This is a genomic window from Bradyrhizobium sp. UFLA05-108, from assembly GCF_059803455.1.
In genome coordinates, this window is sequence record NZ_JBANAZ010000050.1 from 42,995 (window position 1) to 59,237 (window position 16,243).

A 16,243-nucleotide genomic window follows, 5' to 3' on the forward strand; every position below is an offset into this window, starting at 1 on the left:
GATTATTAGGCGGAACGCCAATCGCAGGCAATCGGAATCTCGGGACGAGAAAATCGCGGCGGCAAATGCCGTGCAAAGAGAGGTGAGCGCCGGCCCTGCCCGGTTCCTGCGCGTGGCCGTGAACGCGCAGCGGTGCGACGCTCTATCGCTCCACGTCGACCTGTTGACGGCCAGCAGCTTCGGAGCCCAGTTCCTTGAGCAATTGCACCGCCTGCATCAGGTCCGGTGTCAGGAAGCCTTCGCTGAACTTGCCGACGATGGGGCCGAGCAGCCGTTCGGCCTGCCCGACCTTGCCGGCGTCCCGCCAGAGGCGCGCCAGGCTGATTGCGGTCCTCAGCTCCCAGGATAGTGCACCCTGCTTGCGGGCGACGTCGAGCGAGCACTCATAGAGACCTTCGGCCTCATGGGCCGAGGTCGGCCCGCCCTCGGTGAGCGTGATCTCGCCCTGCAACCGATAGACTTCGGCGAGGTAGAAGTGATCGCCAGTGCGCCGTGCGGTTGCAAGCGCGCCGTCGAGCGCGCGCAGAGCCGCCTCGCGGAAGCCGGCCTTCGCATAGGCCTCGGCCAACAAGCACCTGAACCAGCAGCCGGCGAGCCAGGAATCCATCGCCTCGTATTCGTCGAGGCCGACGCGCATCTGGCTCAATCCATCGTCGACGTCGCCAAGCTGCGTCAGCGCCCAGCCTCGTAGGATCGCAGCCTGCTGCTTCCAGTGCAGGAAATTGTGCTCGGTGGCGATGATCATGGCGCGGTTGGCGTGATCGCGCGTGCCTTCGACGTCGCATAGGTGCTGGCAGAGATAGGCGCCGAACACCAGCGCGAAGGCGAGCGTGAAGGGATGACGGATCTTCTCGGCGTTGGCGATCGCCTGTTCGCTGTGCTGGCGCGCTACATCGGGCTGGCCGAGGAACCATAGGAGATAGCCGAGATAGGACAGCGACACGACGCCGGGATCGGTGCCGTGCCGCACCACCAGGTCGGCGTGCAGATCCGCATTGTAGAGATTGACGCAGCGGCGCAGATGATGCTGAGCCGCCGCAAAACGCCCGCGATAGAGCATGGTCATCGCGATTGCGCGATGGGCCTCCATGAGATAGCCGGTCTGCTGCGCGGGCTGCGCCCGCTCGTTCAGCCGCTGGCGCTTGGCAAACTTCAACAGCTCGACGCTGAGATCGTGCGCGCGCGTCAGATCCGCGCGGATGAAATGGCAGACCCAGAGCCCGCGCGTCGCCGCAAACGTCTTCTGCTCGTCATCGAGCTGCTGGCCGAGCTCGAGGGCGCGGATGTAGTTTTCCTCGACCTCCTGCACCGCATAGCCCTTGGCCGCGATCAGCGCGTTGCCGAGCGCGATGCGCAGCTCGAGCTCGATCTCGCCCGCACCCTGCATGCGCGCATTGGCCTGGACGACGCTCAAGCCGCGGCGCAGATGCCCGATTGCCTCCAGATTGCCGCCGGTCTTCGCGGCCTGCTCGCCCGCCTTGAGCCAGAAGCTCGCGGCGCCTTCGCTCTGGCCGGATTCGGTCAGATGGTGGGCGAGAAGCTCGGGCTCGCGCGCGGTCTTCTCCGGGTACATCTCGGCGAGCACCTGGGCGATCCGCGAATGCAGCTTGCGCCGCTCGCTGTGCAACAGGCTGGCATGCGCCGCGTTCTGGATCATCACGTGCCTGAATGCGTAGAGCGCATCCGGCGGGTGACCGCGACGCACGATCAGGCCGGCCTCCTCCAGATGATCGAGCGCCGCCTCGATCTGGTCGGCGGGCGTGTTGGCGACGGCGTGAAGCGTCTCGTAGGAGAACTCGCGGCCGATGGTGGCGCCGATCTGCGCGATCTTCTTGAACGGGCCCATGCGGTCGAGGCGCGCCATCAGCGAGTCCGTCAGCGTCGCCGGGATCGCGAGCTGCCGCCACTCGCCGGACAGCACGTAGCGGCCGTGTCGTTCGGTCAGCAGGTTGGATTCGAGGACGGTCTTGGTCAATTCCTCCAGGAACAGCGGCACGCCGTCGGTCTTGACGATGATCTCCTCGACGACCTCCTTGGGAAGCTCCCGCCCTGCAACGCGCTCGACCAGGGTCGTGCGCAATTGCCGGCTCAGCCGGTTCAACACCAGCGTCGTGATGTGCGAATGCGCATTCCAGCTCGGCTGAAACTCCGACCGCGCGGTGATGACGACGAGGATCGGCTGGCCATGCACCTTGTCGACCAGGAGATCGATGACCTCGCGCGAGGTCGGATCGATCCAGTGCAGGTCCTCGAAGGCGATGACGAGCGGCTGCTCGCGCGCAAGCCCAAGCAGATGGTTGACGATGGCGGACACCGTCGCGTCCTTCTGCTGCTGCGGCGACAGGTCGAGCGGCGGGTAGCGGTCGCCCGTCGGGATCGACAGCAGCGCAGCGAGCAGCGGGGTCACCTGCGCGACCTCGCTTCCAGCGACGGCCACGGCGGCTTCGAGATTCGAGAGCGACATCGCAGTCGCGTCCTCGCGGTCGAGCCCGAGCACGAATTTGAGCTGCGCGCTGAACGGATGGAACGCGGTCGAGGTATAGTACGGAGAGCACTGCAACGAGATCTGCCTGTGCCGCTCACCCGCGATGGTTCCGAATATCTCCTGGACGATGCGGGACTTGCCGATCCCGGGCTCGCCGAACAGCACCACGACCTGTCCGTCGCCCTGCCTCGCCTGCTGCCAGCGCCCCGTCAGCAGCGAGACCTCCTCCTCGCGATTGACGCGCGGCGTCAGTCGCGTGCCCATGGAGGCGGCGAAGCGCGTCTCCACCCGCGAGGGCCGCACCACGTGCCAGGCCTGGACCTTCTCGGAAAGACCCTTGAGGGCCTGGATGCCGAGATTGCGGTAGTCGAACTTGCCCTTCAGCAGCGACTGAGTGGAAGCAGAGATGACCACTCCGTTCGGCGGCGCCAGCCCCTGGAGCCGCGCGGCGAGATTGACGGTTTCGCCGACTGCGGAATCGCGCTCCTCGGTGCCCTGACCGACGAGATCGCCGACCACGACGAGACCGGTGGCGATGCCGATGCGCACCGCCGGCGCGTGGCTCAGCGCACCGCGCGGCTCGACCGCGCGGGCCGTCGATAGCACCCGCACGATCTCGAGCCCGGCGCGCACCGCGCGCTCGGCGTCGTCCTCATGCGCGGTCGGATAGCCGAAATAGACCAGGATGCCGTCGCCGACGAAGCGGGCAGCAAAACCCTCATAATGCTTGACCACGCGGACGCAGGTCTCGCGGAAGCTCGCGATCATGTCGCGTACGTCTTCGGGGTCGAACCGGGCCGAGAGCGGGGTCGAATCCACCATGTCGCAAAACATGGTGGTGAGCTGCCGCCGCTCGGCGCCGACCTCGGCGCGCGCCGTTGCTTGCGGAGCTGGCGAGGGCCCGGCCGGTTCGGGCGAAAGCAGCGTCGCCATCGCACGGCGCAGCCGCTTGCGATCGCCGAGCGGCAGGCCGAGCTCCGCGAGATCGGCCTCCGTCAGGTCGGGCATGACGTCGAGGTCGAGCCGATGCTGTGCAAAAAGTTCGGTGTATTGGCCGAGCCCCGCGCCCTCAAGCCAGCCTTTCAAATCCGTTTCCGTCGCCGCGCCCGGCTCCGTCTCCAGCATGCTGCTTCCGTTCGACTGCCCACTCCGTCGAAGAGAATATGCCCTCAACCACAAACTTTGAGAGCCAAAACTCCACCTCGGACTGGACGCGTTTCACAGTTTTTTGAAGAATAGCTCAACTGGATCGAAAAGGCACGGCACCCCCGCCGGCGAGCGGGGTATTTTGAGAGCTACACACCGAGCGGACTGAGGCGCGCCAGCGGCTCGGTACCCTCAGGGCGCCGCAGAAGCTGCATGACGTGGCGTTTCAGGCGCACGAAATCGGGCTCGGTCACGAGATCGTGGCTGCGCGGCCGCGCGAATGGCAGGACGAAATCCTCGATCACCCGCCCGGGCCTCGCGCTCATCACCACGATCCGGTCCGCCAGGAACAGCGCCTCGTCGATGTCATGGGTCACGAACACCGTCGTGGTCGGGATCTTGCTCCAGATGTCGAGCAGGACCTCCTGCATCAGGCTGCGCGTCTGCGCATCGAGTGCGCTGAAGGGCTCGTCCATCAACAGCACGCGCGGCTGGTTGATCAGGACACGTGCAATCTCGACCCGCTGCTGCATGCCGCCGGACAGTTGCGAGGGATAGAACCGCTCGAACCCCGACAATCCGACCAGCTTCAGGATCTCGTCGGCGGCGCGCCGCCGCTCCACCTTGCCGACCCCGCGCATCTTCGGGCCGAAAGCAACGTTGTCCTGCACCCGTTTCCACGGAAACAGCGTGTGCTGCTGGAACACCATGCCGCGGTCCGGGCTCGGGCCGCGGATCGGCTGCCCGTCCAGGGCAAGCTCGCCCGCCGTGATCTTCAGGTGTCCGGCCAACGCACCGAGCAGGGTTGACTTGCCGCAGCCGGAAGGACCGAGCACACAGACCAATTCGCCCGGCGCGATGGTAAAGTTCAGGCGGTCCACCGCCTCGAAAGCGTCAGCACCTTCGCCGAGCGAGATCGAGACACCGGCAATGTCGATGCGGCCGACGCCGCGCACCGGAATATCGGAGACGCGGATGTTCATCGCGCGACCGACGGGTTGCGCCAGGGCATCAGCAGCCGGCCGGCTGTCGTGAGCAGCCAGCTGCTGCCCATGCCGAGCAGGCCAATGATCAGCATGCCGACGATGATGTCGGCATAGTTTTGCAGCGTATAGGCCTCCCAGGTGTAATAGCCGATGCCGAACTGGCCGGAGATCATTTCCGCCGTGACCAGACAGAACCATGAGGTCCCCATGCCTATGGCAAGCCCCGTCACGATGCTGGGCGCGGCGTCCGGCAGCACCACCTCGCGCAGGATGGAGACGCCTGAAGCGCCGAGGCTGCGTGCGGAGGCAACCAGCCGGCGATCGACATTGCCGACGCCATGGACCGTATTGAGCACGATCGGAAACAAGGCGCCGATGAAGGTGATGAAGATCATCGACAATTCCGAGGACGGGAAGATCAGGATCGAGAGCGGGATCCAGGCCACGGCCGGAATCGGCCGCAGCAATTCGAGCGGCGGCAGCAGCAAATCACTCGCGGCACGCGACCGGCCGATCGCAAAGCCGAACACCACGCCGACAACGGCCGCCGCGCCATATCCGGCGAGCACGCGCCACAGGCTGCTCGAGATATGCGCGGCCAGCTTCGGCGACTTCAACAGCACGACGGCGGACTGGACGACCTCGGTCGGCGGCGGCACGTTGCGGAACGTGACGACTCCCAGATTGACATGCAGCGTCGCGGCGAGCTGCCAGAGGGCGATGCAGGCCAGGATGGAGAAGCCGCGGATCAACCATCGGGCACGCGCCAAGCCACCGGTTGCTGAGACGGTTGGCATCGTTCACCGGCTCGCAACGAGGGGCTCGCGCGCGGCGTTGAAGTCGACGACCTCGCCACCATGCTGCTTCGACCAACGCTCGGCGGCGTCCTTCAGCAGGAAGGCGCTCAACTCGCCATTCGCCGACCGGACGAACCAGGCCTGGTTCGCGAACAGCTTGATGCCGCTTTCACGATCCTGCGCATAGACGACGCGGATGGCCTTGCCGTCCTTCTCGAGGCCCGCGAGCGCCTTCAGTGCGCTCTCGGGCGAGGCATAGTGGCGGACATGCGGCTCGCCCTTGACCCAGATCTGCGCGACGCGGCTGAAGTCGGCGATCTCCGCGCCGGTCGTCGCATCCTTCGCCTTCAACGGAAGCTGCGCATAGTTCTTCAGCTCGGCATCATAGTCACGACCGACTTGCGCGAGCGCGGCACGGATGAACCTGTCGGTGACAAACTGGTTGATGTCGAGATCGCTGTCGGCGCGCTTGAGGAGCTTCAAGGTCTTGATCGAGGTCGCGACCGCCTGGCGATATTCGGGCTTCCAGGTGACGTCGCGGGTCTGGAGCCCGAGCGGGCCATGAAAGAGATAGTCGACCTCGGCCTCGATCCCGGTGACCTTGGCGATCAGCTCGCTGTATGTCTCCGGCTCCTCGGCGATCAGGCGATCCGCTTCAATCGCCGCGCGCAAGTAGGCGACCACGACTTCCGGATATTTTTCGGCATAGTCGGCGTCGACCAGCGCGCCATGAAACGTCGGGGCGTTGGCCTGCGCGCCGTCGAATATCTTGCGGGCAAAGCCGCGCCAGGGAAACAGCTCGGCAAACGGGACGAAATCCGCATGCGCCTCGACCTTGCCGGCCTGCAAGGCCGGTCCGGCGACTTCCGGCGCCTGTGTGATGATGTTGACGTCGGTCTCGGGATTCCAGCCCTTGGCCTCGATCGCACGCAACAGCATGCCGTGGGAGGTCGAGGCAAAGGGAACGGAGATCGTCTTGCCCTTGAGATCGTCGAGCGACTGCGCCGGCGAATTCGCCGGGACCACGATGCCGTTGCCGCTGCCCTTGGTGCTTCCCGACAGTACGCTGATGAAGAGGCTGCGGCGCCCGGCCTTCTGGAAGGCGACGCCGTTCAGCGATCCCGGAAAATCTGCCATCGCGCCGAAATCGAGCTTGCCTGCGACCATCTCGTTGGTCAGCGGCGCGCCGCTGGTAAAGTTCTTCCACTGAATGTCGTAAGTGACATCCTTGTACTTGCCGTCATGCGGCAAAAATTTCTCCAGGAGCTTGAGCTCGCGGATCAGCAAGCCACCGGTCGCGCAATTGATCGTGGTGTCCTGCGTCCCGACTGCAACCCTGATGGTCTCGGCACGCGACGACCCGACGAGAGCCATCGTGACGACGACGGCGGCGACGCTTCCCCTCACGGGGCCAAAAGAGATCATGCAACGGTCCTCGCTCGCAATGGCCGGGCTGCCCGCACCGGCACGAAATGACTCGCCGGCAACTATTGGATTTCGCTCGTTCGCGTTGAAGCAATTACTTGCGTCGCGCACTCGCGACAGCCCGTGTGGCAATTTCGTCGTCGTTTCGAACGCCTGACATCGAATGATTTTTCTCGGGAGCAAGCCGTCGACAGATGAAATCGTTTCAACGGCACGCGCCTGGCGCAAGAGCTTTGCTAAGTGCACGTGGACGCCTTCAAAGAGATGGACATTCCACCCGCATCGCACTTACCTAGTTGCGAATGCCGAGCGCAGACGGACAGCGATGACGACACTCAAAGAGGCGGCGACGACGTCGCGAGGCCGAAGGCTTCCGGCCCTCGGGCTCGACTGGCGCCATGCGGAGGACATCGGAACCGCGCGCGCCCTGCGGGCCACGACAAATGCTTCGGCATTGTTCATGAGCGAGACGGTCGACGGCCTGAACGTCGGCGCGCATTTTCTCGACCGCCTGTCGGCTACACAGAAGGCGCGGGTCCAGGCGGCCGGCCGCACTGTCGTCGTGCCGCAGGGCGCCATGGTCTTCGGCCAGGGCGAGGGGCATGACGGCATCTTCATTATCCGGCGCGGTCAGGTGCGCGTCTACTACACGGCGCCGTCGGGACGCGAGATCACGCTGGCCTACTGGACGCCGGGGCATTTCATCGGCGGCCCAGAGATCTCCGGCGGCGGCATCCATATGTGGTCCGGCATCGCCATCGAGACCTGCGAGATCACGGTCCTGTCGGGCGCGGCGCTGGCGAAGCTGCTCACGGATATGCCGACCTTCGCGTTGGCGCTGATCGACGGGCTGATCGCAAAGGGCAAGTGCTATTCCTCGATGGCGCAGATGCTGGGAACGCGATCGGTGATCGAGCGGCTGGCCCAGCTTCTGCTCAACCTGTCGGAGCTCCACGGCAATCCCGACGGCGATACGATCGTCATCGACCGCAAGATCACCCATGACCAGATCGCAGCCATGGTCGGCTCAACCCGGCAATGGGTGACCATGATGCTGAAACGCTTCCAGAACCGCCGCATCATCGCCATTGACGGCAGCGTGATTCGCATCAAGCGGATCGACCTGCTGGAGAAGATCCTGTTCAAGGACTAGATCAACCTCATCGCGCTTTAGCGCCGGCGGCGCCGGATCACCGCGCCTCTTCAAAGCCCGCGAGCACCGACGTCAGGTTGGCGCCGAGGATATCCGAGAGATAGCCGCCTTCCTGCACGAACACGGTCGGCAGTCCCATGCGCGCGATCGCCTGACCGATACGGCGGAAGCCCGGTGTGGTGACGCTGAGCCCCTTCAGCGGATCGTGCTCGGAGGCATCGAGGCCGAGCGCCACGACGAGCGCGCCGGGCGCGAATGCGTCGATTGCGGTCTTGGCGCGCGCGAGCGCCTGCATGTAGCCGTCATCGCCCGTGCCGATCGGCAGCGGGATGTTGAGATTGGTGCCGAGCCCCTCGCCCTCGCCGCGCTCATGGGCATAGCCCCACACGAACGGATAGTACGCGACCGGATCGGCGTGGATCGAGATGGTGTAGACGTCGGGCCGCGTATAGAAGATGCCCTGCGTGCCGTTGCCGTGATGCACGTCGACGTCGAGGATCACGACGCGCTCATGCCTGAGCCGAAGATGCGCGGCAGCGATCGCGCTGTTGTTGAGGAAGCAGAAGCCGCCGGCCATGTCGCGATAGGCGTGATGGCCGGGCGGACGGCAGAGCGCGTAGGCAGCAGTCTCACCGTCCATCACGAGCTGCGCTGCCGTGGTCGCAACATCCGTCGCCGCGCAGGCCGCAGCCCAGGTGCCGGGCCCGATCGGCGCGGCGGTATCGGCGGTGTGCCAGCCGAGCTTGCCGACGATGTGCGTCGGATAGGTCGCGGCATGGCGCACGGGATGGATGTTGCCGATCATCTCCGGGCCAGAATCGCCGAGCGCACTCCAGGCGTCCCAGGCCTCAGAGAGGAAGGTGAGATATTCCGGACTGTGAATCCGCGCGCGCGGTCCCTGCCCGAATGTGATCGGCTCGACCAGTTGATGCTTGCCGTCCCGCAAACCCTTGAGCAGCCGGTTCGCGCGCTCGGGTTGCTCGGTCGTGCGCTTGACGACCCCGCGCACCAGGAAGAATTGCGGATCGTGGCTGCGATGCAGTTCGGTATAGACGGCCTTCACGTGGGTGGCTCCATGACCTTGGGATCGGATGACGTCTTGATCCCGGCGGCGCGACGATGCAAGCGAGAACGGTGTCGCATCCTGCGTGCCGGTCCTGCGTGGAGCGCGGATCGCGGCTCAGCAACGGCCGCGTTGCAGGCAATGCTCGCGGCCCTGCTGATCGGTGCGGAAGGCCTCAATGAAGCCGCCCTGGCGCTGCGTGACGAAGACCGTCTTGCCGTCGTCACCGCCGAAAGCGAGGTTGGTCGGCTCCTTGCCCTTCAACGCGACCTCGCGCTGAACCGCCCCGTTGGGCTTCATGATCGAGATCGTGCCTTTGAGAATGCGCGCGACATAGAGTCGGCCGCTGACGTCGGTGCGCAGGCCGTCGATGGTGTCGGGCTGGAACGTCTTGATCAGCTTCGCGTCGGTGAGCTCTGCGCCGCGGATCGTGTAAGACCAGACCTCGCCGCTGTTGGATTCGCCGACATAAAGCATTTTGCCGTCCGGGCTGAGATCGATGCCGTTGGTGGTGCCCATCGCGCGCGGCGCCGTCATGAGCTGGCCCTGCACCGACCCGTCCCTCACCTTGGTGATGCGCCAGATATGGCCCTCACGCCCCTTCCAGTTCGGATCGCTCGCATAGATCGTGCCGTCGCGCGCGATCGTCATGTCGTTCGGCTGCTTCATCTCGTCGGAATGAAACCAGAGTCGCGGCTCCGTGGTGCCCTTGGGTAGCGCGAAGATGTTGTGGCCCTTGTAGTCGGCAACGAACATGGTGCCGTCGCGATCGAAGCGGATGGAGTTGCCGACGCTGCCTTGCGGAAGCTCCGCGAACGTCCCGGAGGCCGCTCCGCCCGCCGGCAACCTGCCGATCGTGCCGGGCTTGCCGAGATTGACCACGAACAGATTGCCGTCGAGATCGACGGCTGGCCCTTCGATGCCGAAGGTGTATTCGCCCGCGGGCGTCACCTGCGCGCTTTCGAACAGCTTCGTCTCGCCAAAGGCCGGCTGAGCGGCGATCGCCAGGAGCACGCTACTGCAAAGGCACCAGATCGTTCTGCTGGATGTAGTAGCCATCGTCGTCGGTGCATTCGCCGTTGAGATATTGATCGGCCGGCCGGTAGAACCGGCTGAAACCGGCTTTGTCTACAGCGGTCCTTTGTGTCACGACGACGACCTTGGTGGCCGGCATTTCGCCGCATTCCTTGCTGGTGCGCGAGACGAATTTGCGCGTCGGCGGGCCGGGCTTGATGCGCATACGTGTTCCCGGAACCATATTTGCAACCAGTAAGTCCGCAAAGTCGAGCAGGCGGGCGTAGCCGGGCTCGGTCTTCGCCAGCGCTTCGCCGCCCGGCGGCATCAGCTTCTCCGCGCCGAGCCCGCGCAGGCGCGTGCGCAGCTTCCCGGACCCGGGATCGCCAGGATAGATCCAGCCGTCCTGCGACAACATGAAGCGCAGCACGGTCTGGTCCTTCTCCGCGTCGGATTGGCCCTGCTTCAATCCAAAATCCGAATGGCAGCCGACGCAGTGTTTCTCCACGAGCCCCTTGCGCAGCGCCGAGAGCCGATCCCTGTTCTGCGCATCCTTCGCAACGAGGGCGGCGAGCTGCTCGATCTGCGCCGCGCTACGCATGTCGCAGGGGAGCGGCTCCGGCGCATTGCCATCAGTGCGGTCGATCCGGATCACGGTCTGGTTCTTGTCCTCGACCAGCCAGATCGCGCCATCCTCCGCAACGGTGATGCCGACGGGTGCGCCCTGCGGCCGCGCGCCGTTGACGCGGTGCCAGCCAGCGATCAATTCCTCGAAGGGTGCCGCCGCGACCTCGCCCGCGCCAGTCTGGAAGCTGCGCGTCGGCTGGGCGGCGCAGCTCACGTGGTAGCGGACCGGCGACGGACTCATCTTGGGGAAGCCGTGATCGTCGACGTCATAGGCCAGGAGACGGCTGCCGGTCGGACGATAGCCATGAAGGGCTATCAGCAACCTGCCTTCCAGCTCCGGAAATTTTTGGCCGTGGTAGTAGAGCATGCCGAGCGGCGCGCCATGCGGTGGCAGCAGCGAAAACGGCTGCTTGTAAAGGGCGCCGTTGGTGCAGAGGTTTTTGTAAGGACCCGATCGCAGCACCAGCCTGAATTCCGGGCTCACCGTCGAGAGGTCGTAGCAATAGGGCCAGCCGTAGTGCTTGCCCCGCTCGATCGCGTTGATTTCCTCGTTCGGCGTGAAGATGTCGGGCAGATCGCGGCCGTTTTCGCCTTGCAGGAACGCGTAGCCGGGATCGGGAAATTGCGGGTGCAGCGCCAGCGCCATCGAGTTTCGAAGGCCGCGCGCATAGACCTCGTGCGGCGGATTGGGATCGTTGGGCTTCAACGCGGAAAAGACGCCGCCTGAAGGCGGCGTGAACATCCAGATCGCGGCAAGCGCCGAGGCGCCTTCCGCCGGCGCGCATGGCCGCGTGATCGGCGGGTGGGTGATGCAGTCATCGCTATGCGAACCGACATTGACGAACAGCCGCCCGGTGCGGTCGAACGCGAACTGCTTGAGCGGATGCGCGCTCTCGTCGAGCTTGGTGCCGTCAGGCAGCGTCAGCCGGCGGCCCGGCAGGCGATGAAGGATGGTCTCGACCGTGCTGCGCGGATTGTCGGCAAGCGGATCGACGCGGAAAATCGTCTCGTCGGTGGAGGCATAGAGTTTCTTGTCGGGACCGATCGCCAGACCGAAGGGATATTCGATCCCCGTGATGAGCTCCTTGATCCGCTTGCCCTCGGCTGCGCGGGGATCGAGCAGCAGGAGCTGGCCATCAGTGTGGCCCCAGCCGCCCATGTCGGCGACCACGAACAGCTCATGACCGGGGATCTGGATGATCGACCGCGGGAATTTCAGATGATCCTCCTCGCTGGCGACGAGACCTGCACAAAACCCTTGGCGGAGGTCGATCTTGAGTCTCGGGAAGGCGAGATCGCCGCTGCCGCAGGTATCGGTGCCGATCGCGTAGCCGCTTCTCCGGATCGGCTCGGACGATGCCGGTGGCGCAAGGCCAAGCCCCGCAGCCAGCAGAGCGCATGCGAACACACACAGCCGGCCATAGGCTTTTCTCACGAATTGCAAGACTTCCCCCTCCCTCGACCCCGGCAAATCGAGAGTTCCATGCCTCCGCTGCGCCGTCCAGCCGAAGGTTAAGAATCCGTAACGCGCTCACCGTCCCGTGAATCAGAATATCCGTAATTTCCCTTACCGGGTTGAACCCGAATATTTCCGACAACGTCAGAGTGTTATGGGTTGATTGCGTCCGAATCGCTTCGTGGAGGAGGCGGCTATGGTCCAAGTTTTTTTTCACTGCTCGAATACTGACGGCATGTTGATCGACCGGCAGGGCACCGCGGTGTCGAACCTGACCGAGGCCCGCGACCGCGCCGCGCAAATCATGCGCTCGATGATCATGGTGCCCGGCGACGAAGACTGGCGCGACTGGATCCTGCACGTCAGCGACGACGACGGCGAGGAGATCTTCGACCTGCCGTTCAGCTCCATGCTCGGAAAGCCGCACTGAGAACATTGCCATGCTGATCGCTTCGCTCACGCTGCTTCGCCACCCCATCTCCGCGATCGCCTCGCGGTGGCAGGCGCTGGTGAAGCTCGCGGGCAATCCCTACCGCCCTGAGCTGCACTACATGCGTGGCCCGGGACCAAAATGGCGCGCCAAGCACGGCAACCGACGGCCCGACGGCAGGCTCTGAGCCTCGCCCACCGGATCGAGGGACGTCATCCGTCCCGCCCCCACGCGCCACGATTGGAGCTTTCCACCGGAAACGGCCTTGTCTACCCTGCCCGCCTTTTCAGGCAGCAGGGACCATTTCATGTCGCATGAATTCCATTTGGACAATTACCTGGCGCGCATCGGCCATCCGGGTGCGGTGAAGCCGGATCTGGCGACCCTCAGGGCACTCCATAGAGCTCACGTCAATGCGATCCCGTTCGAGGGGCTCAATCCGCTTCTGCGATGGCCCGTTCTTCTCGATCTGCCGACCGTGCAGGCCAAGCTCGTCGACTCCCGGCGCGGCGGCTATTGCTTCGAGCAGAACGCGCTGTTCAAGGCGGCGCTCGAGCACATCGGCTTCAGCGTCACTGGCCTTTGCGCCCGGGTGCGGTGGATGGCCGCACCCGACAGTCCGTTGGGCCCAAAGGTCCACATGCTGCTCAAGGTCGATCTGCCCGAGGGTCCCTACATCGCCGACGTCGGCTTCGGAGTCTGCGTGATGGATAGCCCCTTGCAGTTCCAGACGCAGATCGAGCAGCGCACCGCGATGGGCACTTACCGGATCGGCGAGATCAAGGGCCTGTTCTCGATCAGCGCGAAACAGCCGAGCGGTTGGCGGACCATGTACGTCTTCGACCTGGTCCCGCAGCTTCAATCCGACTACGAGCTCGGCAACTATTTTACCTCGACGAGCTCCATCCCGCCCTTCACCAGCACGCTGATCATGGAGCGCGTCGCAGCGGATGCGCGCTACAAGCTCGCCAACCGGCGGCTGACCATCGAAGGACGCGACGGCGAGGTGATGAGCGAGCGCACGATCGACAGCGCCGACGAGCTGCGACGGGTGCTACATGAGACGTTCAACGTCGAGCCGCCGGTGCCGGTGGAAGAGGTGTTTGCGCGGATTGGGGGATAGCGCGCTTGCCGTGCGCGCGATGCAGGATCGCGACGAAGCGCCCTGCGAGGATGACGACGCGGACGTGCCGCCATCGCCGCGCTGGAGGAGCTGAGGCTGACGAAAACTGCAGAGCAAACAAATCAACCGTACCAACCGGACGTCGGCAACAACAAACCGTACGAACGGAGGTCTGCAATCAACAACAAGTTCCAATGATGGGCAGTTGCGTACGGATTGCTAATATCCGCGCTGCGCTCGAATTATGCTCATAGTGTCGTTGTAACCTTGGTTCATACCACGCCGCACAGTTTCCGCCTGTCCTGCCAGATCAGGATTCGCTGCCGGGCAAACACGGATACCCGGCTGAGAGAGCAAATATCGCAGCTCTGCTTCCGGGTTTGGTATCTCCGGAAACCTGACGCAGTTTCTGTAGGGATCATATTGCTGGGCCTGCACTTGGATCGGCGCAATCAGCGTAGCGATTGCGAGACCTAGAAACGCAAGGTGTTTCATGGCAATGCTCCTTCGACCTGATCGTTACGAGGTTGCTCTGAAATCAAAACAACCATAAGTTTAATTCCGAGTGCAGGCAGGATTTGTGAGGTACGCCACACGGTGCGAGTCATTGGGCACTCACAGGTACGTGACGGCGCGATGGCGGAGGATGACAAATCGCGAATGCATGACCATCCGCCGGCGGATGTCGACTCATCGCCGCCCACGCCAAGCTGCCGGTTGCCCGCGAACGCACGCAAGGCGATCGCGCTTCGACTATGAGGAGGCGCAGGTGCAGTCCGTGCCGATGAAGTTCGCCTGCCCGAGCGCCGTGATGCGCGAGGGCGACACGAATTCCGGCGCAGTCGAGATCTTCCAACCCTGGGCCGACGCGGTCGCAGAGAGCTGAGCGTCACGACTCCTCCACATTTGCAAGCGAGCTAGCCGTCCGATGCCCGTCCATCGAACGGGACAGAAGCGTACGTCCAAGAGGAGATCATTCTTATGAAGAAGCTTGCGCTCGCCGCGACATTGATCATCGCGGCTGGCCTCACCATGCCGAGCGCGGCATCCGCCAAAGGCGGTCATGGCCATGGACACGGCCACGGCGGATTCCATGGACATCACCATGGCACGCCGCCGGGCTGGTATCACGGGCGCAAAGTCGGCTGGCGCGGCAAGGGCTGCCCGCCCGGCCTGTGGAAGCAGGGCCGCTGCTGAAATCGACGACAAACTACCAGGCGTCGCCCGAATTCGGGCGGCGCTTTTCTAGATCCCCAGCCTGTCCCGCACGCGGCCGGCGATCACCGCGCTCGTGACCCCGAGCGGCCAGAACGCGTGCAGCGGGATCGGCTTGATGCCGGTGACGGGCATGTCGATCTCGGCGTTGGCGCCGCCGATCAGGCGGCGCGCGAGTTGCGCGCCCATCGCGGTGGAGAGCGCGACGCCGCGGCCGTTGCAGCCGAGCGAGATCAGGATGTTTTCCGCCGGCTCGTGCACATGCGGATAGTGATCCCCGGTGATCGCAAGGCGGCTGTTCCAGCCATGGGTCCAGGCGACGCCCCTGAGCTGCGGCCACAGCCGCTCGGCATAGCGCATGAGATAGGCGACATCGGACGGCGAGTTGATCCAGCGCATCGGGCCGCGGCCGCCCATCAGCAGACGGTTCTGCTGATCGATGCGATAGTAGACCGTGATGTGCCCGCTTTCGTAGAGCACGGACCGTGTCGGCATGATCGAATGGGCGACCTCCTCGGACAGCGGCGCGGTCGCAGCGATCGACGAAAACACCGGCACGATGGTGCGGCGGAGCACGGGCCAGAGGTCATCCGTAAAGCCGTTGGTGGCGAGCAGCACCTTTTCGGCACGCACCACCGCGCGCGGCGTCTCGATGCGCCAATGCGTGCCTTCGCGACGCAAGGCGAGCGCCGGGGTTTCGCCGTGCACGCTCGCACCGGCGGAGATCGCGGCGCGTGCGAGGCCCCGGGCGTAGCTCAGGGGATGAAGATCGCCGCCGCGCGCGTCGAGCATGGCGCAGAGGTAGCGATCGGTGCCCGTCATCTCGCGCAATTGCTCGCGATTGAGCAGCGTCACCGGCATGCCGCGGCGAATGCACTGCTTTGCGGTACTTTCGATCGCCGCGGCGTTCGCCTCGTTGTAGGCGGCGCGCAGCGTGCCGTTCTGCCGCGCCTCGCAAGGAATCTGGTAACGGCGGATCAGCTCGTGGGTAAAATTCGTCGTGCCGTAGGAGAAGTCGATCATGCGGCGGCCGAGATCAGCGCCGAAATCGGCCTCGATCTGATCGGGGTCGTGCTTCAGCCCCGGATTGGTGTGACCGCCATTGTTGCCGGACGCGCCCCACCCCGGCTCCTGCGCCTCCAGCACCAGTGCGTCGACACCCCGCTCGGCCAGACGCAGCGCGGTGGACAGGCCGGTGTAGCCGCCGCCGACGATCGCGACGGAGACGGTCTTGTCCGCATCGAGCGGCGGCGTGGCCACCGGCGCAACGGCAGTGTCGGCATAGAGCGAGGGCGGCAGAGGCAGGCGCACGGGCAGAATCAT

At 64.7% G+C, this 16,243-nt stretch carries 14 protein-coding genes; 5 read left to right on the plus strand and 9 right to left on the minus strand.

The features are described from left to right. Window positions 1-142: 142 nt before the first annotated feature. The 4 genes from SO140_RS30595 to SO140_RS30610 all read right to left on the minus strand — a co-directional run bounded on the left by SO140_RS30595 (window position 143) and on the right by SO140_RS30610 (window position 6,788). Window positions 143-3,610 carry an ATP-binding protein gene (locus SO140_RS30595; protein WP_449383159.1) on the minus strand — a complete coding sequence of 1,156 codons (3,468 nt, stop codon included), beginning with the start codon at window positions 3,608-3,610 and terminating at the stop codon, window positions 143-145. Window positions 3,611-3,780: 170 nt separating this feature from the next. Next, entirely contained in the window at window positions 3,781-4,614 is an 834-nt protein-coding gene (locus SO140_RS30600; RefSeq protein WP_474800722.1) for an ABC transporter ATP-binding protein, read from the minus strand. Further along, window positions 4,611-5,414, minus strand: a complete 804-nt coding sequence (locus SO140_RS30605) for an ABC transporter permease (protein ID WP_449383161.1) — start codon at window positions 5,412-5,414, stop codon at window positions 4,611-4,613. Before SO140_RS30605 ends, SO140_RS30600 begins: the two co-directional genes overlap by 4 nt. 3 nt (window positions 5,415-5,417) lie before the next feature. Next, complete coding sequence (locus SO140_RS30610) at window positions 5,418-6,788, minus strand: ABC transporter substrate-binding protein (RefSeq protein ID WP_474800770.1); 1,371 nt, start codon at window positions 6,786-6,788, stop codon at window positions 5,418-5,420. Between the two features lie 511 nt (window positions 6,789-7,299). Here SO140_RS30610 and SO140_RS30615 point away from each other — a divergent pair. Continuing rightward, window positions 7,300-7,992: a Crp/Fnr family transcriptional regulator gene (locus tag SO140_RS30615; RefSeq protein ID WP_449383166.1), complete on the plus strand. Its 693-nt coding sequence runs from the start codon at window positions 7,300-7,302 to the stop codon at window positions 7,990-7,992. Between the two features lie 37 nt (window positions 7,993-8,029). On the opposite strand, the gene SO140_RS30620 is transcribed toward SO140_RS30615, so the two are convergent. The 3 genes from SO140_RS30620 to SO140_RS30630 form a co-directional block, all read right to left on the minus strand. Next, a complete protein-coding gene (locus SO140_RS30620) occupies window positions 8,030-9,055 on the minus strand; it encodes a histone deacetylase family protein (protein WP_474800720.1) in 1,026 nt (341 codons plus the stop codon). 117 nt (window positions 9,056-9,172) lie between these two features. Further along, complete coding sequence (locus tag SO140_RS30625) at window positions 9,173-10,114, minus strand: SMP-30/gluconolactonase/LRE family protein (protein WP_449383163.1); 942 nt, start codon at window positions 10,112-10,114, stop codon at window positions 9,173-9,175. After that, complete coding sequence (locus tag SO140_RS30630; RefSeq protein ID WP_474800767.1) at window positions 10,071-12,089, minus strand: PQQ-dependent sugar dehydrogenase; 2,019 nt, start codon at window positions 12,087-12,089, stop codon at window positions 10,071-10,073. The genes SO140_RS30625 and SO140_RS30630 overlap by 44 nt, the downstream gene beginning before the upstream one ends. 259 nt (window positions 12,090-12,348) lie before the next feature. Between SO140_RS30630 and SO140_RS30635 the strand changes: the two genes are divergently transcribed. The 3 genes from SO140_RS30635 to SO140_RS30645 all read left to right on the plus strand — a co-directional run bounded on the left by SO140_RS30635 (window position 12,349) and on the right by SO140_RS30645 (window position 13,705). Beyond that, complete coding sequence (locus tag SO140_RS30635) at window positions 12,349-12,582, plus strand: DUF6894 family protein (RefSeq protein WP_449384122.1); 234 nt, start codon at window positions 12,349-12,351, stop codon at window positions 12,580-12,582. Between the two features lie 10 nt (window positions 12,583-12,592). Continuing rightward, window positions 12,593-12,769, plus strand: coding sequence for a hypothetical protein (locus SO140_RS30640; RefSeq protein WP_449384123.1), 177 nt, complete (start codon window positions 12,593-12,595; stop codon window positions 12,767-12,769). A gap of 120 nt (window positions 12,770-12,889) precedes the next feature. Beyond that, window positions 12,890-13,705 carry an arylamine N-acetyltransferase family protein gene (locus tag SO140_RS30645; protein WP_449384124.1) on the plus strand — a complete coding sequence of 272 codons (816 nt, stop codon included), beginning with the start codon at window positions 12,890-12,892 and terminating at the stop codon, window positions 13,703-13,705. 219 nt (window positions 13,706-13,924) lie between these two features. Here SO140_RS30645 and SO140_RS30650 read toward each other — a convergent pair whose 3' ends face one another. Continuing rightward, a complete protein-coding gene (locus tag SO140_RS30650) occupies window positions 13,925-14,200 on the minus strand; it encodes a hypothetical protein (protein WP_449384125.1) in 276 nt (91 codons plus the stop codon). 486 nt (window positions 14,201-14,686) lie between these two features. Between SO140_RS30650 and SO140_RS30655 the strand changes: the two genes are divergently transcribed. Further along, window positions 14,687-14,902, plus strand: coding sequence for a hypothetical protein (locus tag SO140_RS30655; RefSeq protein ID WP_449384126.1), 216 nt, complete (start codon window positions 14,687-14,689; stop codon window positions 14,900-14,902). A 48-nt stretch (window positions 14,903-14,950) separates the two neighbouring features. Here the strand turns inward: SO140_RS30655 and SO140_RS30660 are convergent, their stop codons facing one another. Then, window positions 14,951-16,243 (minus strand): NAD(P)/FAD-dependent oxidoreductase, encoded by a 1,293-nt coding sequence (locus SO140_RS30660; protein ID WP_449384127.1) that lies wholly within the window; start codon window positions 16,241-16,243, stop codon window positions 14,951-14,953.

Bases quoted from the DNA above. Each gene is read 5' to 3' on its own strand.
- SO140_RS30595 (WP_449383159.1), bottom strand. From the start codon at position 3,610: ATGCTGGAGACGGAGCCGGGCGCGGCGACGGAAACGGATTTGAAAGGC.
- SO140_RS30600 (WP_474800722.1), bottom strand. From the start codon at position 4,614: ATGAACATCCGCGTCTCCGATATTCCGGTGCGCGGCGTCGGCCGCATC.
- SO140_RS30605 (WP_449383161.1), bottom strand. From the start codon at position 5,414: ATGCCAACCGTCTCAGCAACCGGTGGCTTGGCGCGTGCCCGATGGTTG.
- SO140_RS30610 (WP_474800770.1), bottom strand. From the start codon at position 6,788: ATGGCTCTCGTCGGGTCGTCGCGTGCCGAGACCATCAGGGTTGCAGTC.
- SO140_RS30615 (WP_449383166.1), top strand. From the start codon at position 7,300: ATGAGCGAGACGGTCGACGGCCTGAACGTCGGCGCGCATTTTCTCGAC.
- SO140_RS30625 (WP_449383163.1), bottom strand. From the start codon at position 10,114: ATGGCTACTACATCCAGCAGAACGATCTGGTGCCTTTGCAGTAGCGTG.
- SO140_RS30635 (WP_449384122.1), top strand. From the start codon at position 12,349: ATGGTCCAAGTTTTTTTTCACTGCTCGAATACTGACGGCATGTTGATC.
- SO140_RS30640 (WP_449384123.1), top strand. From the start codon at position 12,593: ATGCTGATCGCTTCGCTCACGCTGCTTCGCCACCCCATCTCCGCGATC.
- SO140_RS30645 (WP_449384124.1), top strand. From the start codon at position 12,890: ATGTCGCATGAATTCCATTTGGACAATTACCTGGCGCGCATCGGCCAT.
- SO140_RS30650 (WP_449384125.1), bottom strand. From the start codon at position 14,200: ATGAAACACCTTGCGTTTCTAGGTCTCGCAATCGCTACGCTGATTGCG.
- SO140_RS30655 (WP_449384126.1), top strand. From the start codon at position 14,687: ATGAAGAAGCTTGCGCTCGCCGCGACATTGATCATCGCGGCTGGCCTC.
- SO140_RS30660 (WP_449384127.1), bottom strand. From the start codon at position 16,243: ATGATTCTGCCCGTGCGCCTGCCTCTGCCGCCCTCGCTCTATGCCGAC.